The sequence below is a fragment of the Bacillus sp. BS3(2021) genome (assembly GCF_021043345.1).
In the GTDB taxonomy this organism is placed as follows: Bacteria; Bacillota; Bacilli; order Bacillales; family Bacillaceae; genus Bacillus; species Bacillus paralicheniformis.
Map to the genome: position 1 here is coordinate 818,218 of NZ_JAJNDM010000001.1, position 21,193 is coordinate 839,410.

18 protein-coding genes are annotated in these 21,193 nt (G+C 48.2%); 15 read left to right on the top strand and 3 right to left on the bottom strand.

Annotation, left to right across the window (positions count from 1 at the left end; genetic code table 11):
* Positions 1-72 precede the first annotated feature (72 nt).
* The 11 genes from LQ247_RS04000 (at position 73) to LQ247_RS04050 (ending at position 14,070) form a co-directional block, all read left to right on the top strand.
* Entirely contained in the window at positions 73-1,137 is a 1,065-nt protein-coding gene (locus tag LQ247_RS04000) for a FecCD family ABC transporter permease (protein WP_161517374.1), read from the top strand.
* Positions 1,137-2,150 (top strand): FecCD family ABC transporter permease, encoded by a 1,014-nt coding sequence (locus LQ247_RS04005; RefSeq protein ID WP_026580101.1) that lies wholly within the window; start codon positions 1,137-1,139, stop codon positions 2,148-2,150. The genes LQ247_RS04000 and LQ247_RS04005 overlap by 1 nt, the downstream gene beginning before the upstream one ends.
* A gap of 63 nt (positions 2,151-2,213) precedes the next feature.
* Positions 2,214-2,981 carry an ABC transporter ATP-binding protein gene (locus LQ247_RS04010; RefSeq protein ID WP_043054605.1) on the top strand — a complete coding sequence of 256 codons (768 nt, stop codon included), beginning with the start codon at positions 2,214-2,216 and terminating at the stop codon, positions 2,979-2,981.
* A gap of 171 nt (positions 2,982-3,152) precedes the next feature.
* A complete protein-coding gene (locus LQ247_RS04015) occupies positions 3,153-3,881 on the top strand; it encodes a response regulator transcription factor (RefSeq protein WP_020452923.1) in 729 nt (242 codons plus the stop codon).
* Positions 3,878-5,635 (top strand): sensor histidine kinase, encoded by a 1,758-nt coding sequence (locus tag LQ247_RS04020; RefSeq protein WP_216919539.1) that lies wholly within the window; start codon positions 3,878-3,880, stop codon positions 5,633-5,635. Before LQ247_RS04015 ends, LQ247_RS04020 begins: the two co-directional genes overlap by 4 nt.
* A gap of 174 nt (positions 5,636-5,809) precedes the next feature.
* Positions 5,810-7,231 (top strand): glucuronate isomerase, encoded by a 1,422-nt coding sequence (uxaC, locus tag LQ247_RS04025; protein ID WP_231005599.1) that lies wholly within the window; start codon positions 5,810-5,812, stop codon positions 7,229-7,231.
* Between the two features lie 35 nt (positions 7,232-7,266).
* A complete protein-coding gene (locus tag LQ247_RS04030; RefSeq protein ID WP_079289215.1) occupies positions 7,267-8,655 on the top strand; it encodes a glycoside-pentoside-hexuronide (GPH):cation symporter in 1,389 nt (462 codons plus the stop codon).
* A gap of 80 nt (positions 8,656-8,735) precedes the next feature.
* Positions 8,736-9,734, top strand: coding sequence for a LacI family DNA-binding transcriptional regulator (locus LQ247_RS04035; RefSeq protein WP_020452919.1), 999 nt, complete (start codon positions 8,736-8,738; stop codon positions 9,732-9,734).
* A 58-nt stretch (positions 9,735-9,792) separates the two neighbouring features.
* On the top strand, positions 9,793-11,256 hold the full coding sequence (locus tag LQ247_RS04040) for a tagaturonate reductase (RefSeq protein ID WP_231005600.1): 1,464 nt from the start codon (positions 9,793-9,795) through the stop codon (positions 11,254-11,256).
* On the top strand, positions 11,256-12,746 hold the full coding sequence (locus LQ247_RS04045) for a UxaA family hydrolase (protein ID WP_095292250.1): 1,491 nt from the start codon (positions 11,256-11,258) through the stop codon (positions 12,744-12,746). Before LQ247_RS04040 ends, LQ247_RS04045 begins: the two co-directional genes overlap by 1 nt.
* 13 nt (positions 12,747-12,759) lie before the next feature.
* Positions 12,760-14,070 carry a glycoside hydrolase family 28 protein gene (locus tag LQ247_RS04050; RefSeq protein ID WP_331000498.1) on the top strand — a complete coding sequence of 437 codons (1,311 nt, stop codon included), beginning with the start codon at positions 12,760-12,762 and terminating at the stop codon, positions 14,068-14,070.
* A 37-nt stretch (positions 14,071-14,107) separates the two neighbouring features.
* Here LQ247_RS04050 and LQ247_RS04055 read toward each other — a convergent pair whose 3' ends face one another.
* Complete coding sequence (locus LQ247_RS04055) at positions 14,108-15,016, bottom strand: LysR family transcriptional regulator (protein ID WP_023856252.1); 909 nt, start codon at positions 15,014-15,016, stop codon at positions 14,108-14,110.
* A 190-nt stretch (positions 15,017-15,206) separates the two neighbouring features.
* Here LQ247_RS04055 and LQ247_RS04060 point away from each other — a divergent pair, with 190 nt between their 5' ends.
* Complete coding sequence (locus LQ247_RS04060; protein WP_020452914.1) at positions 15,207-15,902, top strand: MOSC domain-containing protein; 696 nt, start codon at positions 15,207-15,209, stop codon at positions 15,900-15,902.
* 43 nt (positions 15,903-15,945) lie between these two features.
* Here the strand turns inward: LQ247_RS04060 and LQ247_RS04065 are convergent, their stop codons facing one another.
* Positions 15,946-16,737 (bottom strand): SDR family NAD(P)-dependent oxidoreductase, encoded by a 792-nt coding sequence (locus LQ247_RS04065; RefSeq protein ID WP_020452913.1) that lies wholly within the window; start codon positions 16,735-16,737, stop codon positions 15,946-15,948.
* A 97-nt stretch (positions 16,738-16,834) separates the two neighbouring features.
* Complete coding sequence (locus LQ247_RS04070) at positions 16,835-17,515, bottom strand: GntR family transcriptional regulator (RefSeq protein ID WP_105979821.1); 681 nt, start codon at positions 17,513-17,515, stop codon at positions 16,835-16,837.
* A gap of 381 nt (positions 17,516-17,896) precedes the next feature.
* On the opposite strand from LQ247_RS04070, the gene LQ247_RS04075 reads away from it, so the two are divergent.
* The 3 genes from LQ247_RS04075 to LQ247_RS04085 are packed head-to-tail and all read left to right on the top strand — an operon-like array spanning position 17,897 to position 21,150.
* The gene (locus LQ247_RS04075) at positions 17,897-18,847 is read left to right on the top strand and encodes an ABC transporter substrate-binding protein (RefSeq protein ID WP_023856248.1); all 951 of its coding nucleotides are present in this window, start codon (positions 17,897-17,899) and stop codon (positions 18,845-18,847) included.
* On the top strand, positions 18,810-19,874 hold the full coding sequence (locus tag LQ247_RS04080) for a FecCD family ABC transporter permease (RefSeq protein ID WP_026580097.1): 1,065 nt from the start codon (positions 18,810-18,812) through the stop codon (positions 19,872-19,874). The genes LQ247_RS04075 and LQ247_RS04080 overlap by 38 nt, the downstream gene beginning before the upstream one ends.
* The gene (locus LQ247_RS04085) at positions 19,867-21,150 is read left to right on the top strand and encodes an ABC transporter ATP-binding protein (protein ID WP_231005601.1); all 1,284 of its coding nucleotides are present in this window, start codon (positions 19,867-19,869) and stop codon (positions 21,148-21,150) included. The genes LQ247_RS04080 and LQ247_RS04085 overlap by 8 nt, the downstream gene beginning before the upstream one ends.
* Positions 21,151-21,193 lie beyond the last annotated feature (43 nt).

The following is a 21,193-nucleotide window of genomic DNA, read 5'->3' on the forward strand; positions in this document are numbered from 1 at the left end:
TTAGGCCTGTTATACTATAAAATGAAAATGATAATCGTTATCGGTTAAAAAGATCGAAAGGAATGGCATCGAGTGAGCTCTTACAAAAACATACATCGTATCAACAGCGCGGATGGCCCTGATGGAGAACAGAAACCGATCAGCCGTCCGCTCGGAGCTGTTTTTGTCCTGGCCGGCGGAATCATGCTACTGCTGTTTGGCGCCGCATTATCGATTGCGCTCGGTGCGGCTGATATAAAGCTTGGAACGGTTTGGGACGCCATTTTTCATTTTGATGCGAAAAATACGGCCCATCAAATTATTCAGGAACTCAGACTGCCAAGGACGGTAAGTGCGGCTCTTGTGGGCGCCTGCTTGGCGGTTTCCGGAGCCGTGATGCAGGGGATGACGAGAAACCCTCTCGCATCGCCGGAAATTATGAGCGTCACGCACGGGTCAGCTTTCGCAATTGCTGTCGCGTTTGCTTTTTTTCCGGGAACCTCATCGGTCGGGCTGATGATCTGGTCGTTTGCCGGCGCGGGTCTCGGAGCGGGACTCGTTTTTGCGATCGGAATGTTTTCAAAAGGCGGTCTTACGCCTGTAAAGCTGGCTTTGGCCGGTACGGCTGTCGGCACGTTTCTGAGCGCTCTTTCTACGAGCATTGCGATCCATTTTGATGTGGCGCGCGACGTCAGTTTTTGGTATGCCGGAGGTGTCGCTGGCACGAAATGGCTCAGCATTCAGTTGTTGGTTCCGGCGGCAGCGCTCGGTTTGGCCGTCGTTTTTGTCATCGCCCGTTCCATTACGGTTCTAAGTTTGGGAGAGGAGCTGGCGAAAGGGCTCGGGCAATATACGAAGACGGTGAAAGCGATCGGAATCGTGTCGGTTGTTCTGCTGACGGGTGCCGCTGTGTCCGTTGCCGGGGCAATCGGTTTTATCGGATTGATCATTCCGCATATTACCCGCTTTCTGGTCGGGGTTGATTACCGCTGGATCATTCCATGCTCAGCGGTGCTTGGCGCCGTCCTGCTGATCTATGCGGATATTGCGGCAAGGCTGGTCAATCCGCCGTTCGAAACACCTGTCGGAGCAGTCACGGCGCTTGTCGGCGTACCATTCTTTCTCTATCTGGCCCGCAGGGAAAGGAGTGGACTGTAATGCTCAAGAAAAACAGCAGACGGGCGGCTGCGGTGATGCTCGTCATGGCCGTGCTGACGGTCGCCGTGTTTTTACTAAGCATGAACATGGGAGAAATCCGCATCGCCCCGCTTGATACATTGAAAACACTGTTCGGTTTCGGAACGCCGCAGGATGAACTTGTATTATTTGAATTCCGTTTGCCGCGCATGGTCCTCGCCATGCTGATCGGTGCGGGAGTTGCTGTCTCCGGAGCCGTCTGGCAGGGGATATCGCGGAATGACCTGGCCGATCCGGGGATATTGGGCATCAATACGGGAGCAGGTTTTGCCGTTGTGCTGTTCATCTTTTATTTTCAGGGGGATGTTGGAAATCTGCAAAAAGGATTCGTTTTTTCCCTGCCGATTTTTGCATTTTTGGGAGCCTGCTTTGCAGTCGTTTCCATCTATTTGCTGGCGTGGAAAAAAGGCTTGAATCCCATTCGCCTCGTTCTGGTCGGCATCGGAGTGAATGCGGCGTTTTCGGCGGCCATCTTAATGCTGCAGCTGAAAATGGACCCGAATGACTTTATGCAGGCGGCTGTTTGGCTGTCAGGAAATATATGGAGTTCAAACTGGAGCTTTGTCTCGGCCGTGCTGCCCTGGATTGTCGTGCTGCTTCCTTTTATTCTCTACAAAGCGCGCTATTTAAACGTGCTGAATCTCGGTGATCAGCTCGCAACAGGGCTTGGAACGGCAGTTGAAAAGGAGCGGCGCATACTGCTTCTGTCGGCAGCCGCGCTGAGCGGCGCGTGTGTAGCGGCTGGAGGGAATATTACGTTTCTCGGTCTTGTGGCTCCGCATATTGCCAGAAGGCTTGTCGGGCCGAAGCATCAGCTTTTAATCCCGGCTTCCGCGTTGACCGGAGCATTGCTCTTTTTGCTGGCGGATTTAATCGGAAGGATGATACTGGCGCCTTCGGAAATTCCCGTAGGGTTAGTCATTGCCGCTTTAGGCGCGCCGTACTTTATCTATTTGCTCATGAAAACAAATTAAAGAAGGGAAGGGTGCAAGGTGTCTCTTTCAACAAACAACCTGGGAATCGGCTACGGAGAACAGATGATAGTCGAAAGCTTAAACCTCCACATACCAAAAGGAAAAGTGACGACCATGATCGGTCCGAACGGGTGCGGCAAGTCAACCATATTAAAAACGATGGCACGCATACAGCGTTCTAGAACGGGCGCCGTTTATTTAAACGGCAAAGCGATCCACCAAATGTCGACGAAAGATATAGCCAAACAGATGGCGATTCTTCCGCAGACCCCTGAGGCGCCAGGCGGTCTGACCGTATATGAGCTCGTTTCTTACGGCCGTTTTCCTCATCAAAAGGGAATGGGCAGGCTCTCGGCCGATGACCGCCGCATGGTTGAATGGTCTCTCGAAGTGACAGGAATGCTGCCTTTTTATGACCGGCCGATCGAAGCCCTTTCCGGGGGACAGCGCCAGCGCGTCTGGATTGCGATGGCTCTTGCCCAGGAAACGGAGCTCTTGCTGCTCGACGAACCGACAACCTATTTGGACTTGGCGCACCAGCTTGAAATTCTGCAACTGCTGGAAAAGCTCAACAAAGAAGAAGGCCGAACGATTTTGATGGTCATTCACGACCTCAACCATGCCGCCCGCTTTGCCCATCACATGGTGGCGCTGAACTCCGGTGCAATTGTCAAAGAGGGCGCTCCACATGAAGTCATGACATCAGAGGTATTGAAAAAAGTGTTTCAGATTGATGCGGAAATTATTTTAGACCCGCGCACAGGAAAACCGGTGTGCCTGACTTATGATCTATTGAAAAAAGAAGAGGATCAGAGGCTGGCAACCGGCTGACAGACATCAGACGATGTCTGTTTTTTTATTCCATGATTTCGTAAAGTAAAAAATCATTTCTAAAAAAGTTTATTTTTACTTTAAAATCAGAAAACGGGTGCCGATAAAGATATAATAGATGGTAAGATGAGGATATCAAAACATGATATAGACAGAAAGGAAAGAAGGATTTTGGAAAATGCGACAATTTTGATTGTGGATGACGAAGACGCCATTGTTCAAATGGTCAAGCGCGTCCTCACGAAGGAAGGATTTTCAGAAGTGCTGACCGCGAGCAGCGCAGAAGAAGCGCTCGACATCGTGAAAAAGGATACCGTGCACTTAATACTTCTCGATGTCATGATGCCGGGACAGACAGGATTTGATGTATCCCCTGAAATCAGACGGCACACCAACGCCCCGATCTTCTTTTTAACGGCGAAGACATCGGACCTCGATAAACTGTCAGGTTTTGCCTACGGAGCCGATGATTATATTACAAAACCTTTTAATCCTCTGGAGTTAATTGCCAGGATTAAAGCGCATTTAAAAAGAACGTATATACATAAAGAAGTCGCAGCTGCTTCGGTATCTTCAGCCTACGAATATGAACGGTTTACATTTCATCCCGATTTTGCGGAGCTGATCGTGGACGGAGAAACGGTCAGCTGCTCCGCACAGCTTCTCCAGCTTCTGCAATATTTTTGCGATCATCCGAACAGAGTGCTTTCCAAGGACCAAATTTATGAAAAAGTGTGGGGCGTTCCATCTTACGGAGACAGCAACACCGTTATGGTACATATCAGAAAACTGAGGGAGAAAATCGAAAAAGACCCGAGCAGCCCCGAATATATCGTCACGATTCGCGGTCTTGGCTATAAGTTCGTTCCCAATCCTGCAAGAAAAGAGAGCGAAGGATGAAGCTGAGAGGAAAGCTCGTTCTCCATTTTGTCAGCCAGATTTTCCTGATTCTCGGTCTTGTCCTCGCCACTCTGCTGTTATCCTTCATCTTTTTCGCTCTCCGGTTAAGCGAGAGCGAAGCGGATACAGGCTTGGCAAAAGCCACATCAGACACGTTTGAAAGCTGGGTCAGTGTGGATGACAATAACAATTGGCAGATTGAAGATATCTTGAAATCGGCTATCGACAAACAGGGAGGCTGGCTTCAAATATTAGACGGTAAGGAGAAAACCGTTTATTCCTACCGCCTTCCTTCGGAAATTCAGAGGGAGTACCACAGGGAAGACCTCGTATCAGTCTTTGACAAAAAAAGAATCAAAAAATATCAAGTCAACTTCTGGTCTGCCAATTTCAATGGTGAAGACTACGTGATTCTATTCGGATGGGAGTCGAAAAGCGATACGATCCTGTCCTATTTGGAAAAGGAAGAGAAGGATATGGCGGACCTTTCTTCCTATAAAAAAAGCACGCTTGATTTCATTAAGAAAAACAAAGGATCGGTTTATCTGTTCAGCGAAAAAGGGAAAATGTTGAACTCGCTCTATCAGGACATAGATTACAGCCAGGGCATCACTGAGCTGGAACTTTTAAAATACGGATCAAAGCCATGGAACTACGAGCACGAGTTTTCATACAGGCGTTTAAGCGCGACAGAATGGCTGATCGCCGCTACCCCGAACCCGATTTATAATCCGGATCATGAGTTCAACAGGACGATGATCGGGCTCGCTTTAAAAATCGTTCTGCTCGTGATCGGCGTTCTGATCGTATTGATGTCTTCCATGACGATTTGGTATTCTTTTAGATTCGGCATGCCGATCATCCATACGATTAAATGGATCGTCAACCTTTCAAAAGGGCGATTTGAAGAGCCGAGAAATCGGAAAGGCCGCCCGCAAAGCCGGAACAAAAAAGGGAAGCGAAAACAGCCGTACCGGTTGTTCACAGAAGTGTTTGAATCGATGGAGCAGCTGACGGAAACGCTGAAAAAAGACGAACAAAGCCGCAAGAAAATCCAAACGACTCGGGAGGAATGGATCGCGGGGCTCTCCCATGATTTAAAAACGCCGCTCAGCACGATTTACGGCTACAGCATGATGCTGGAGTCTCCAAACTATGAGTGGTCAAAAGAAGAAATCCGTGAAATCGGCCAGGCAATGAAAGAAAAATCGGACTACATGTCACAGCTCATCGAAGACCTGAACTTGACGTACAGGCTGAAAAACGACGCCTTGCCGATTAAACGCCAGACAGTAAGGCTTGTGCCGTTTTTGAAAAGCTTCGTTGAAGAGTTTAAGCGCCATTCGTTTTCGGAGGGGTACAACGTTTCTTTTGAATATACGCAAGAAGATACCGAGTTTGCGATAGACAGAGGCTGGTTCAGAAGAGTCTTGGAAAACCTTCTCGCCAACGCCGTCAAGCATAACAAAAAAGGCACTGACATCAAGGTGATCCTTGAAGAAACCAAGCAATATATTATTCTTAAAATTCAAGACAACGGAAGAGGCATGGACTCGGAAACCGTCTCAAATTTATTTAACCGATACTATAGAGGAACGCATACAAAAGATGCGACAGAAGGAAGCGGTCTCGGCCTTGCGATTTCTTTGGAACTTGTCCACCTTCACGACGGCTGCATCGCCGTTGACAGCCGGACAGGCCGCGGGACGGAAATTACGATGGAATTTAAGAAAAACCCTAAAGCCGCCAAATAAGCGGTATGAAAAAGAAGAAGCCAAAGGTTATTGCCTTTAGGCTTCTTTTATGTTGAGAAAATAATGGAAAAGAAGGCGAGGTTCGTATAAAATAAGATTAAATGTTAACGTTCACATTGTATTGCAAAAAGAAATGTTCACGTTAACATTTAAATAAAGAAAGGTGGGGATTTTATGAAGCCGTTTTTGAATGACGATTTTCTTTTAACGAATGAAACGTCGAAAGTGTTGTACCACCAGTATGCTAAAGGGATGCCGATCATCGACTACCACTGCCACTTGAGCCCAAAGGAAATTTACGAAAACAAAACGTTTAAAAACCTGACCGAAGTGTGGCTGTACGGGGATCATTACAAGTGGAGAGCCATGCGGGCCAATGGAATATCCGAAGAGTTTATTACAGGAGATGCGTCAGACGAAGAGAAATTCAGCGCCTGGGCAAGAACGGTTCCGATGACGATCGGAAACCCGCTTTATCATTGGACCCATTTGGAACTGAGAAGGTTTTTCGGCATCGATGAACGGCTTGATGAAAAGAGCGCGCCGCATATTTGGGAGCGGGTGAACGAACAGTTGACCGGAGAAGGGTTCGGCGCCAGAGACTTGATTGAAAAATCAAACGTTGAAACGGTTGTCACGACAGATGATCCGGCAGACAGTCTTGAATATCATATGAAGCTGAAAGATGAAGACTTTTATGTAAGCGTTTTACCCGGATTTAGGCCAGACAAGGCGCTGGAAATCAATCAAGAAGGCTTTGCCGCCTGGGTGAGCAAGCTTGAAGCAGCAAGCGCTATGAAGATAGGAAATTATGACGATTTTTTGAAAGCGCTTAAAAACAGAATTGACTTTTTCCATGAACTAGGCGGACGGATATCGGATCATGCCATCAATCAAATGATGTACACGGAAACAGATGAAAGCGAAGTGCGTCCGATTTTTGCAAAGGTGATGAACGGAGAAGCCGCCTCGCCTGAGGAAGAGTGCAAATTTAAATCCTTTACCCTGCACTATTTGGGAACATGCTATGCGGAGAAGGGCTGGGCGATGCAGCTTCATATTAACGCCCTCCGAAACAACAGCAGCAAAATGTACCGGAAGCTCGGGCCTGATACGGGATATGATGCGATTAATGATCAGGACATCGCAAAGCCTTTGTGCAGCTTTCTTGATTCTCTTGACCGAAAAGACGCGCTGCCAAAAACGATCTTGTATTCTTTAAATCCGCGAGACAACGTCGTGATTTCAAGCCTTTGCGGAAGCTTCCAGGACGGCCGGATACCGGGGAAAATCCAGCATGGCACCGCCTGGTGGTTCAACGATACGAAAGACGGCATGCTCGAACAAATGAAATCGCTCGCCAACATCGGACTATTAAGCCGTTTTATCGGTATGCTGACTGATTCGCGCAGCTTTCTTTCCTACACAAGACATGAATATTTCAGGCGCCTGCTCTGCGATGTCATCGGCACATGGGGTGAAAAAGGAGAAGCGCCGGATGATATCGAGCTTCTGGGACGGATCGTCAAAGGGATCTGCTACGAAAATGCAAAACACTATTTCCAGTTTGAAGTGAAAGATCGTTTGAAAGCTTAGAGTCACAAAATGGCTAGCAGAGGAGCTGCTTTTTCATGGAAATATCGACGAACAAACAAACCGAAACAGTCGCCGCTACTCAAGAGAAATTAAGTTTAAAAGAAAAGGTTTCTTACGGTTTTGGAGATTTTGGGAACGGATTTATGTTTGACCTTGGACAGCTCTATCTTTTGAAGTTTTTTACGGATGTTGCCGGTATTCCGGCGGCAGCGGCCGGAGGCATTTTTCTTGTGAGCAAACTTTTTGCCGCTTTTGTCGATCCGATTGTGGGAACATCGATCGACTACAGGAAGAATATCGGGCCGAAAGGCAAATTCAGGCCGTATTTGCTATATGGAAGCTTTGTGCTCGCGATTTTGACGATATTGACCTTCATCTCGCCGAATCTGTCACCGACGGGCAAACTCATATACGCTTATGCGTCATACATGCTTTGGGGCCTCGGCTATTCCTTTGTCAACATCCCTTACGGCTCGCTCGGGGCGGCCATGACGCAAAATTCGGTGGAGCGGACTTCGCTTGCTTCCTTTCGACAGGCCGGCTCGCTGGGCGCCCTGTTTGTGACGAGCATTGTTGTCATTCCGATGATCGTCAGGTTTGACAACCCTGCGGTTGCCTATCCGGTCGTCATGGGGCTGATGTCTTTTCTCGGTGTGTTGTTTTTCTACATTTGCTATAGAAACTGCCAGGAACGGATTGTCGTAAAAGATGAGAAGTACAAACAGGAAAAAGTGACATTCAAAGCAATATCAAAGACGTTTTTTACGAATAAACCGCTCCTTACGCTTATATTCATGACCATTTTTACGATTTCAGCCTATAACCTTAAATCTGCGATGCTGATTTATTTCGCGCAGTATAACCTCGGCAACGCCGAACTGATGGCCTACATGAACTTTATCATCATCGGCTCATCCTTTATCGGCGTCATCATGCTGCCGAAGCTCGTGAAGCTGTTCGGGAAAAAGCATACCGCTATTTTGGGGCTCGCGGTTTCCGTCTGTGCGGATCTGATCAATTTTTTCGTACCGGGCAATGTCTTTGTTTTTACGATTCTCGCCAGCATCGCCTTTATCGGCATCAGCATTCCGAACGGTATCACCTGGGCATTTGTATCAGACGCGATCGATTATGGCGAGTGGAGAACAGGGGAACGGAAAGAAGGAACGGTATACTCGCTGTTTAACTTTTCGAGAAAGCTGGCTCAGTCGCTCTCCGGCTTCCTGTCGGGGATCGGTCTCAGCATTATCGGCTATGTGCCGAATGCGACCCAAAAAGCGGGGACGCTGCTCGGCATTAAAGCGATACTCCTTTTGTATCCTGCAGCGGCGCTGACGGCGGCCATTCTCGTTCTCGGCTACCTGTACCGTCTGACAGATCAGAAGCATGCCGAAATGATCGCGGAAATCGAAGCGAGACCATAGCGGAATTTCATTTTCTAAAAAGCGCTTTTGATATGGTAAACTGATGGTAACAACAGCAAGAAAAGGCGGGTAAAAAAACAATGTCAGTAACGATTAAAGATATCGCCAGGCTGGCGAATGTATCGCACACCACAGTATCCAGAGCGCTGAACAATAGTCCGCTGATAAAAGAGAACACGAAAAAGAAAATACTCGACATCGCAGCCGAAATGAATTATAAACCGAATTTTAATGCGAAAAGCCTTGTTACGCAAAAGTCTTTTACGATCGGTCTGTTTTTAACAAGCCTGACAGACGGGACGTCTTCAAGTTTCTTTGCAGACATCCTGCGCGGCGTCAACAAGGTGATCGATGAAAACTATAATATGGTTGTCAGGGGGATTGACGATTATCATGATTTGTCATCCATTCACCGCAACCGCTATGACGGCATGATTTTAATCAGCCAAAGTGAACAGGATCAGGCTTTTATTGAGCATGTCCTCAAACAGAATATTCCGGTCGTCGTGCTGAACAGAAAAATCGAAGGGCACTCCGTCGTCAATATTTTGGCGAATGAACACGAGGGCGCTTTCCTCGCTGCTTCATACTTGATCAAAAACGGCCACAGACGGATCGCCATGGTGCAGGGGAAAGAAAGTTTTAAATCGTCTCAAGAAAGAAAAGGAGGCTTTCTTCGAGCGCTTCGCGACTCAAATCTTGACATGCCCGGCGAATACCTCGTTCAAGGTGATTATACGATGCAAAGCGGCTTTCGTGCGGCTGAAACGCTGCTGAAGCTGAAGAACCCTCCGACAGCCCTGTTTTGCGCCAATGATGATATGGCGATCGGCGCGATGAACGCCCTTTATGCAAACGGGAAACGCTGTCCTGACGATATGTCGATCATCGGCTTTGACGATAGCGGATTTTCGGCGTATACGACACCGTCATTGACGACGGTAAAAAAACCGACGGAAAAAATCAGCATGCTTGGTGCGGAAAGCCTGTTGTCACTGATCGAAAATCCGCAGGCAGAAGGCAGGCAGACGCTCATCGGCACGGAGCTGATCATTCGCAATTCAGTTAAGCATCTATAGCATCATTTTTGATGCGCTGTAAAATGTGAACGTGTGCAAAAGTGAGGAGGGAATTGAAATGGAGAGGCTGTCCAAACGGATAAGGTCTAAGCCGAGCCGTCCCGAACGGATTTTGCAAATCGGGGAAGGTAACTTTATGAGGGGGTTTATTGACTGGCAGATTCATAGATTGAATGAAGAAACCGATTTTAACGGCAGCGCCGTTGTTGTGCCTCCGCGCCGCGGCTCAGTAACGGCCTTTCAAGAACAGGATGGGCTTTACACGCTTTATCTTGAAGGCTTCCGGGAAGGACGGGAGGTTCGCGATTCTGCTGTCATTACAACAATCAGCAGAGTCGTCAGCAGCTATGAACACTATGATGAATTTATGAAGCTGGCCGATCTGCCGGATTTGCGCTTTGTCTTTTCAAATACGACAGAGGCCGGCATCATATATATCGAGGAAGACCGGCTGTCCGACCGTCCGCAGAAGAGCTATCCGGGGAAGCTGACTGCGCTGTTATACAGACGCTACCTGACTTTTCAGGGAAGCAGGGAAAAAGGCCTGGTGATCCTCCCGTGTGAGCTGCTTGAAGATAACGGGAAAAAACTGAAAGAGATTGTGCTGCGCTATACGAACGAATGGGCGCTTGAACAGGGGTTCATCGATTGGCTTGAGGAGTCAAATGTGTTTTGCAATACGCTTGTAGACAGGATCGTACCGGGATTCCCGCAAGAAAATGCACACCGGCTTGAAGACGCGGCCGGCTATCGCGATTCTCTGATGGTGACGGCGGAGCCGTATCATTTGTTCGTGATTGAAGGGCCGAAATGGCTTCCAGACGAGCTTCCGCTTCATGAGGCCGGTCTGAATGTCGAGTTTGTCAAAGATGTGACGCCGTACCGGGTGAGAAAAGTGAGAATCTTAAACGGCGCCCATACCGCGATGACGCCGATCGCTTATTTGGCAGGCCTTGAGACGGTTCGTGAAGCGGCTGATGACGAACTTATCGGATCATTTGTGAAAGAGCTGATTCAGCGTGAAGTGCTCGAGACGATCGATATGCCCGGCAGTGAGCTTGACGCCTATGTGGAAGAGATTCTCGACCGCTTTAAAAACCCGTTTATCCGTCACAAGCTGATCGATATTTCCTTAAATTCCTTTGCAAAATTCAAAGTCAGAAATTTGCCCGTCTTAATGGAATATGCGGAACGAACTGGCAAACTTCCGGCTCGAACCGTATTTGCTTTAAGCGCTTTAATTTATTTTTACCAAGGAAAACGGGAAGATGAGGCCATTCCGCTGTCTGACGACGATGAGGTGCTGGCTTTTCTCAAACGGCTCTGGACAGAAGAGACAGACGTTTCAAACATCGCGTTCCATGTTCTCGGGTTTGAAAAAGTATGGGGGCAAAACCTGAACGACGTTTCCGGGTTGACGGACAAGACGGCTGAATATTTAAGGGACATGAAACAAACGGGAATGAGGAAGGCGCTGAAAAAAATGATGAACAGCCAAATGGCTGAGCTGGGGGACATGTGATGAAAGACTGCTTGATGATCAATCCTCAAGATAATGTCGGCATTGCGTTAAGAGAATTGCAAACCGGTGAAACGGTCACTGCAGGAGAACGGACCATCGTGATCAAGGAAACGATTTTGAAAGGCCATAAGTTTGCTTTAAAAGACATCGCTGAAAATGAAGACGTCATCAAATACGGCTTTCCGATCGGGCACGCCACTGACATGATTCAGACGGGGGAGTGGGTGCATACAAAAAATGTGAAAACGAATTTGGGCGGTGTCGAAGAATACAGCTACAAGCCGAAATTTACGGAAAACCGCTATCAAAAAGAACCGCTCACATTTAAAGGCTTTAAACGAAAAGACGGAAAAACGGGAATCAGAAACGAGCTATGGATCGTACCGACTGTCGGCTGTGTAAATGGCATTGCAGAGCTGATCATCAAAGAATTTAAAGCTGAGGTCGGCTCTATCGTCCCTTTTGAAAGCGTTCACGTATTAAAGCATCAGTACGGCTGTTCACAGCTTGGCGATGATCATATCAACACGAGAACGATTTTGGCGAATGCCGTCAAACACCCGAATGCAGGCGGTGTCCTTGTACTGGGACTTGGCTGTGAAAACAACAGCATCCATGAATTCCGCGAAGCGCTCGGCGATTATGATCACAGCCGGGTCAAGTTCCTGCTTTCTCAAGAAGTATCAGACGAAGTCACGGAAGGCGTCAAACTGTTAAAAGAAATTTATGAGCATGCAAAAGGTGACCGGCGTGAAGATGTTCCGCTTTCTGAACTGAAGATCGGTTTGAAGTGCGGCGGATCTGATGGATTTTCCGGCATTACCGCAAATCCGCTGCTCGGCCGGCTCTCCGATTTTCTGATCGCCCAAGGGGGAACGGCGGTTTTGACAGAAGTGCCTGAAATGTTTGGAGCGGAAACGCTTTTGATGGAGCGGGCTGAAAATGAGGAAGTGTTTCATAAAATCGTCCGCTTAATCAACGATTTTAAACAGTACTTTATCGATCACAGGCAGCCCGTCTATGAAAACCCGTCTCCGGGCAACAAAGCAGGCGGCATTACGACATTAGAGGATAAGTCGCTCGGCTGTACGCAAAAAGCCGGCACTTCAAAGGTGACGGATGTTCTGGAATACGGGGACGTTTTGAAAAAGAACGGGTTGAACCTGCTGAGCGCTCCGGGAAATGACCTTGTTGCTTCATCCGCACTGGCCGCTGCAGGGTGTCAAATCGTTTTATTTACGACAGGGCGGGGCACGCCTTTTGGCACCTTTGTGCCGACGATGAAAATTTCGACAAATACAGCGATTTATGAGGCGAAGCGCCACTGGATCGATTTTAATGCGGGAAGGGTGCTCGAAAACCGGTCAGAAGATGACGTTTTGAAAGAGTTGACAGCATATTTGATCGAAGTCGCGGGCGGCAGGCAGCTGAACAATGAGATAAACGATTTCAGGGAGCTTGCGATATTTAAAACAGGCGTTACATTGTAAAGGGGGCGGTAACGTGAGTATGCAGAAAATAAAAGACGAGATTCTAAAGACGCTGAAGGTTCCGGTATTTCCTGATCGATCATTTGATGTTACAGCGTTTGGGGCTGACGGAAGCGGAAAAAAGGATGCGACGGGAGCGATACAGAAGGCGATTGATCAAGCCCACAAAGCAGGCGGTGGAAGAGTAGCAGTTCCTGAAGGCGTGTTTCTTTCCGGTGCACTCAGACTGAAAAGCAATGTGGAGCTTCATCTTGCACAAGGAGCGGTGATCAAATTCAGTCAGAACCCGGAAGATTATCTCCCCGTTGTGCTGACGAGGTTCGAAGGCGTCGAGCTCTATAATTATTCACCGCTCATCTATGCTTACGAAGCCGAAAATATTGCAATAACCGGAAAGGGCACGCTTGACGGCCAAGGTGATGACGAGCATTGGTGGCCGTGGAAAAGGGGAACGAACGGCCAGTCTTCACAGGAAAAAGACCGAAATGCTTTGTTTGAAATGGCTGAGCGCGGTGTCCCGGTCACTGAGCGGCAGTTTGGAAAAGGGCATTATTTGCGGCCGAACTTCATTCAGCCGTATCGCTGCAAAGATATTTTGATTCAAGGTGTCACCGTGCTGAATTCGCCGATGTGGCAAGTTCATCCCGTGCTTTGCGAGAATGTGACAGTGGACGGAATCAAGGTCATCGGACACGGTCCGAATACCGACGGAGTCAACCCGGAATCGTGCAAAAACGTGGTGATCAAGGGCTGCCATTTTGATAATGGAGATGACTGCATCGCCGTCAAATCGGGAAGAAACGCCGACGGACGAAGGATCAACATGCCATCGGAGAACATTGTCATTGAACATAACGAAATGAAAGACGGGCATGGAGGGGTCACGATCGGAAGCGAAATTTCCGGCGGCGTGAAGAATGTCATCGCCGAGGGAAACCTCATGGACAGCCCGAACTTGGACAGAGCCCTCCGCATTAAAACGAATTCGGTGCGCGGCGGTGTTCTTGAAAACATCTACTTTCACAAAAATACGGTCAAAAGCTTGAAGCGCGAAGTGATCGCCATCGATATGGAATATGAAGAAGGGAACGCCGGAGATTTCAAGCCCGTCGTCCGCAACATTGATGTTGAGCAGCTGGAAAGCATGGGCGGACAATACGGGATCAGGGTGCTGGCGTACGATCATTCTCCAGTCACCGGTCTGAAAGTGACTGATTCCGAGATCGACGGCGTCGATATTCCGATGGAACTGAAACATGTGAAAGACCCTGTTTTTTCGAATCTGTATATTAATGGAAAACGCTATGATTCACACGAAGTCTAAACAGAGATCCTCTGCAGACATGCAGAGGATCTTTCTTTTAACGCGGCGGCGCATCAGCGGTTTCGTTTTTGACCGAGGAAATCAGCAGTTCAATAAACACCCGGCTTGCAGCGCACATATGCTTGTTTTTACGGTAAACGATGCTGATTTCCGTCGTCAAATCCGGCATTTGAATCGGAATCGTCTGAATGGATTTATTTCCAATATCATCGAGATAGCCTTTCGGCAAAATGGTGGCGCCAATGCCTTTACCAACCATGTTCATGATCGATTCCATCGTTGTCATTTCCATGACTGGCCGAGGTTCGAATCCAAACGTGCGGCACTTTTCGTTGATCAGCTGCCGCAAAAAATACGTCCCAGGCAGCAAAATGGATGGAATCTCCCTTAACACGTCAAGCGTGACAAACTGCCGTTTTGCAACCGGATTGTCAATAGGCACTGCGAGGGCGAGCTGCTGGGTAAGGAATGGAACGGTTTCCAGATCACTGTGTTCCACCCGCTGGGCTACAATGCCCAAGTCGAGCTCATTTTGCAGCAGCCGGTCGTAAATATCTCCGGTTCTCAGCCCTAAAACAGACAATTCAATATTGGGGTAGCTGCGGTGAAATTCGATCACGGTCCGGGGAAGCAAATAATTAACCACGGTCAACAGCGCCCCGATTTTTAGCGTTCCCCTCTTTAAACCTTGGAGCTCGCTGATTGCGTCTTGCGCCTGTGACAGTTCATGAAAGATATTGTAACAGTGCTGAAGCAGAATCTTTCCCGCTTCCGTCATTACGGTGCGTTTGCCTGAACGATTAAACAAAGGCGTTCCGATTTCATGTTCAAGCAAACGGATTTGCTGGCTCAGCGAGGGCTGAGCGATATTCAGTTTTTCGGCGGCACGGGTAAAATGAAGCTCCCGGCACAATGCCATGAAATATTCCAATTGCTTTAGCTCCAATGCTTTTTCCTCCTCTCCATTATAAAAAACAGACGAAACTCAACGATAGGTTTAACCTATTGTTTTTATAATAACGATTGAATGGTTTTATGATAAGAGGTCGATTATACTTAAATCTCAAAAGAGATGTGCAGCGTTGCTGTTCGGCCGCTGCCGTCTGCAGGACATTTGAATGTAAGAGGTGATATGAATGGAATATGCCGATATCCTTTCGATCAATGTAGGGAAGCCAGAGGCAATTCAGTTTCAAAATAAAGCTGTGTCTACCGGAATATACAAGAAGCCGGCAAGCGGCCCTATCTTCCTGTCATCTACTAATTTTGCGGGGGACGGACAGGGGGATCTCGTTCATCATGGTGGCGCGGAAAAAGCAGTGTGTGTCTATCCGTATGAACATTATCTCTTTTGGGAAAAGGAACTGCAAAGAAAGCTGGAATACGGAGCATTTGGCGAAAATTTAACGATCAAGGGTCTGCTGGAGGATGACGTTCATATCGGCGATATCTTTCAGCTGGGTGAAGCTGTTGTACAGGTGAGCCAGCCAAGGCAGCCTTGCTATAAACTAACCGTAAGGTACGGTATGCCCGATATGATACTGAAGGTACAGAACACCGGATTTACGGGTTTTTACTTTCGCGTGCTGAAAGAAGGGTTCGTCTGTAAGGATCGTGGTCTGAAACGAATCTCACGCCACCCTAAAGGCATCACGATTTCTTACGCAAATCGCATCAAGCATCATGAAAAGAACAATATTGAGGGCATCAAAAAACTTCTCGAGGTGGAGGAACTGTCGGCAAATTGGCGGGCATCATGTTTAAAGCGGCTTAACGGTTTTGAGCCGGATGACCGCGAAAGGCTGACGGGAGGTCTGGAGAAGAGATCTTAACCCAAAAGGAAAAAATCCTCTGCCGATCGGCAGAGGATTTCTGTTAAATGGAGCGGATAATTCCGCCTTCCACTCTTTGAGCGGAACCGTTGATGGCCGCAGCTTTTTCGGAAGCGAGATAGACGATCGTACTCGCCACTTCTTCCGGTTTTGCATAGCGCTGAATCAAAGAAGTCGGCTCATTCACTTTGAAATAGTCTTTGACAAAAGTGTCTAAATCGGTTTTCTCCTGAGCTGCGGCACCCTCCATATAATTGGCGACGCCTTCCGTCCAGGTAGGTCCCGGAAGGACGGAGTTGACCGTCACATTTGTCCCTTTCGTCATTTCGGCCAAACCTCTTGATAAACTGATCAGAGCGGTTTTCGTCATTGAATAAGGGATCATCTGCGGAAGCGGTTTGATGCCGGCTTCGCTTGCCAAATTGAGAATCCTTCCCTTATTACGCTTCAGCATGGCCGGCAGAAACGCGCGGCAAAGCCTGACTGCGCTTAAAACGTTTACTTCAAAATATTTGAGCCACTCTTCGTCTGTCACCTCTGTGAAATCCTTCACTTCAAAGAAGCCCATATTATTGACGAGGACATCAAGCTCCCCGATTTTAGCGGTTTTTTCGACCAATGCCATGCTTTCTTCAGGAGCGGATAAATCAGCGGCAATGCCGTGAACGTTTCCGTGCCGGGAAAGTTCCTCAACGACTGACTGGACTTTTTCTTCTGTCCGTCCGTTCACGATGACTTCGGCCCCTTCCGCCAAAAAGGCTTCCGCCGTTGCTTTTCCAATACCTGCAGTAGAACCTGTCACGAGGACGAGTTTGTCTTTTAGCTGTAAATCCATATGCCATCAATCCTTGTTTTAAGAGTTAAGATGAAAAAACATCTAATGAACAGTATATCGCAGCTGGACACCTCGGTCGAAAATCGTGCTTGACGTTTTATTGTTCCTTGTTTTTTAAAATCTTATGAATATCTTCCATCGGACGGAGCCAATTCTTTTTCATCACTTCAGCTGCCAATTTCGGATCGTTTTTTTCAAAAGCGGCGATGATTTCCCAATGCTCGGCGGCGGACTGCAGTTTCGGAGCAGACGGCCGATTGAAAAACACATACTTCATCCGTCTGACATGAAGCTGCAGAACGGCGGAAAACTGAAGAACATACGGGTTTTTAGCCGCTTCTGTAATCAAATGGTGGAACTGTTCGTCCAGTTCAGCTGCATCGTGGTTCCGCTCCTCTTTAAAAGCGGCTTCGTATTGAGCCGCGAGTTTTTTGAGCTCGGTGATCTCTTCTTCAGTCAAAAGCGGCGTTGCCAGTTCTGCCGCCAGAGCCTGAAGATGTGCGAGCGGGGGATAGACGGCCAGCGCATCATCGGGATGAATAAGCGTGATCTTTGTTTCTTTTCCCGGCTTCATTTCCACAAAACCTTGAGATTCGAGGAGCTGAAGCGCTTCTCTGACCGGTGTGCGGCTGACGCCGAGCGCTTCGGCCAGATCGACGTCCGTGACTTTTTCGCCGGGTTCAAGGGTTCCGTCGACAATCCAGCGCTGCAATTGATGAAACGCTTTTTCCTTTGCTGAAAGTCTGACCTGCGGCGTATAGTTTTTCGGTATCGGCATAAAACCACCCTTTCTCTATATGCAATATATCGTAAATACTTTAGCAAAAACAACGTTTTTCAGTTGAAAATCTCCTTTTCAGAATCTCATATACAGACCTGTGTCGATTATAGTATAATAATTCCGAAATTAGGACACGAATGAGTCAGAAAGGCGCTGCCCAGAAGCGGCTAATAGGGGAGCCGGCGAGAGAGCCCCCCGCGAGCAGTTCGGCGGGCCGGGAGCGATCAACCGCAAGCCGGAATAACCGCCTGGATGATGACCGCGTTATCTGCGAAGACAGATGCGGTATAAGCGATGTGCTCTTTTTTTGTACGTTCCTGGTTTACTGCATCTTTACTGAGTAGAGATGTTTTTATTTTATCCCGAGGAGGAAGCAGAATGAAGAAGTTAGGGCTTTTATTGCTGTCACTGCTGTTGGCCGCCGGCGTTCTTAGCGGCTGCGGTCAAGCGCAAAAACCGGCAGAACAGCAAAAACAGGAGAAGGCGGCTGAAGCGTTTCCGGTCACCATAAAAGATGCTTCAGGACAAGAGGTCAAAATTGAAAAAGAACCGAAGAAAATCGTCTCTCTGATGCCGAGCAATACCGAAATTACATACGCCCTTGGCCTGGGGAAGAAAGTCGTCGGCGTGACGGATTTTGATACATATCCAAAAGAAGTGAAAAACGTTGAAAAAATCGGGGGCATGGAATTCAACACAGAAAAAATCATTTCGTTAAATCCCGACTTGGTCTTGGCCCACGCATCGAGCATGCAGAGTGCCAAAGAAGGGCTAAAGCAGCTGGAGGATGCAGGAATTACGGTGGTGACCGTGAATGATGCGGCCTCTTTTAAAGAGGCGTACCAGTCCATCGAAATGATCGGAAAAGCTGCCGGTGCAGAGGATCAAGCGGCAAGCCTGATCAAGGGCATGAAATCTGACCTGGCTGACATAAAAGAAAAAGCTGCCGGCATATCTAAAGACGATCAAAAGAAAGTATTTGTCGAAGTGTCTCCGGCTCCGGACATTTATACGACCGGAAAAGGCACCTTTATGGATGAAATGCTTGAAGCGATCCATGCGGAAAATGCCGCTTCCGCGCAGAAAGGCTGGACCAAAATAACGGAAGAAGCGATCGTCAAGCTGAATCCCGATGCGATCGTGACGACAAACGGTAAATCCGCAGTCAGCGAAATTAAAAAACGAAGCGGCTGGAACGGTGTAAAAGCGGTCAAAAATAACGAAGTATACGACGTGGACCCTGACCTCGTGACCCGTCCGGGGCCGCGATTGATCAAAGGGGTCGAAGAGCTTGCTGAACATATTTACCCTGACGTTTTTAAAAAATAACCGCTTCGCGGCATATGCCTTCAGCCTGATGTTTCTGTCGGCATCTGTTCTTATGGGAATCTCTATCGGATCTTTGGAGATTCCCATTCCTTCTATTATCAAGGTTTTTTTGAACGAATGGTTTGGTATTCAAGGGTTAAATCCCGATCCGACAGAGGCGAACATCATCATGAAAATCAGACTGCCGAGGGTGGTGCTGGCCGCTCTTGTCGGCGCGGGGCTTGCTGCTGCGGGAGCCGGGTTTCAGGGGCTCTTGAAAAACCCGCTCGCAGATCCGTATACGCTCGGCATTTCGTCAGGCGCGGCCGTCGGTGCAGTGGTCACGCTGTTTTTTGGGATTCAGCTGCCGGTGATCGGAAGTTTTACACTGCCGTTTTTAAGCGTTGCCGCGGCCGTTGTCGTGATTTTTTTGGTTTTGTTCTTTGCGCGGCTCGTACACCCTTCATTGACCCTGTCTGCTTTGATTTTGACAGGAATCATCTTCAGTTCTTTTTTGGGTGCGCTTATTTCTCTCATGATCGCATTGACCGGCGATGATTTAAAACCGATCGTCCACTGGCTGCTCGGCAGTGTATCGATGAGAGGCTGGGGTTATATCGCGCTGTTTCTGCCCTTTTTTGCGGTTGGTGCTGCCGCGCTTTTGATCAGCGGGAGAGAACTGAATGTGATGACTTATGGCGAGGAAAAAGCGAGGCTCCTCGGTGTGAATGTGAAGCGAAGTAAGTATGTCGTTCTGTTGGCGGGAGCTATTTTAACTGGCAGTGCGGTTGCTGTGTCTGGAACCATTGGCTTTGTCGGTCTCGTCATTCCGCATTTTATCCGGCTTTTCTCTATTACGGATCACCGTCATCTTCTGCCGCTCTCGATGCTGAACGGTGCTTCGTTCCTTGTGCTGTCAGATCTTTTGTCGAGAACCATCATTGAGCCGTCCGAGCTGCCGATCGGTATTATTACCGCACTGATAGGAGCGCCTGTTTTCGGGTTTATTTTGATTCGGCGCTACCGGGGAGGGCGAATTCATGATTGATGTCATCCGTGTGTCCGGCGGCTACGGAAAAACGGATGTCTTACAGGACATCAGCTTTGCTGTAAAGCCGGGTGAATTTTTAGGAATTCTTGGTCCGAACGGCAGCGGAAAAACTACTTTGCTGAAAATGTTGTCGGGAACAATCGCGCCTCGAAGCGGCGAGGTGCTGCTTGAATGCCGTTCAGTCGGGGCGTACCAAACGAAAGAGCTCGCTCGCAAAATGGCGGTCCTTCCTCAAAAAACGGAGCAGGCCTTTTCCTTTACGGTGGAGGAAACGGTACAGTTTGGCCGCTACGCGTATCAATCAGGCCTTTTTCGGCAGCTGACAGCGGAAGACCATGATATCGTGAAGAGGGTGATGAAGCAGACAGACACGCTTCGTTTCGCTCAAAAATCCATTCATGAGCTGAGCGGCGGAGAGCAGCAGCGGGTGTATTTAGCACAGGCACTTGCCCAGGAACCCGAATATTTGCTGCTTGATGAACCGACGAGTTTTCTCGATTTGTCATTTCAAAAGAGTCTGCTTGATTTAATGAAACAAGAAACGGCTGCATCCAAACTTGCAGTGGTCGGGGTGTTTCATGATGTGAATATTGCGAGTTTATACTGTGACCGCCTGCTGTTGTTGAAAGATGGAAAGGCGGAAGTTCTTGACCGCCCGGAAGCCGCCCTTTCTGCCGAGGGTATCGGAAGAGTGTATGATACGGGCATCACAGCGCTGGACCATCCTCAGCGTGCAAATCCGCAGTTTACGATCAAGGCGAAAACCATTCCGGAGAAAACCGAGCCCCTCTTTTTAAAAGAGCGGATTGAACAATATTTGCCGCATGGCATCGCATTTTCGGCAGACCGCCCGCTGCGTCTTCTGTCCTCTGAAACAGGCTTTGCATGGAGACGAAAGCTTGTCTTCGCAAGCGGAAACAACTCTGGATTGCCGCATGACCTGTCAGCCTATGAACAGGAAACGCTGTTTATCCAACATGATGCTAAATTGGCTGACTGTCATATTGTGTCGGAAAAGGGTGATCTTTGCATCGTCGGTATGAAAGATACGGCGGGGCGTTTGATCATATGGGTGTTAGTTGACGGCTGTTTGCAAGATGGTCAATTTGTAACGGCGATAAGTGCTGCAGCAAATGCCGCAGCCGAGCACCATATTCCGTGCAGCGATGTGCTTGTAGCGGCCACTCAATCCGGCCGGTCAGCGTATCAAACTGCCTTTTTTACAGAAATTCAAAATAAAACAGCGGCTTGTGTTAAAGTTTTAAAAGGTTAAATTTGGGCCTGTCTTTGGACAGGTTTTTTTATTGTTTTAAAAC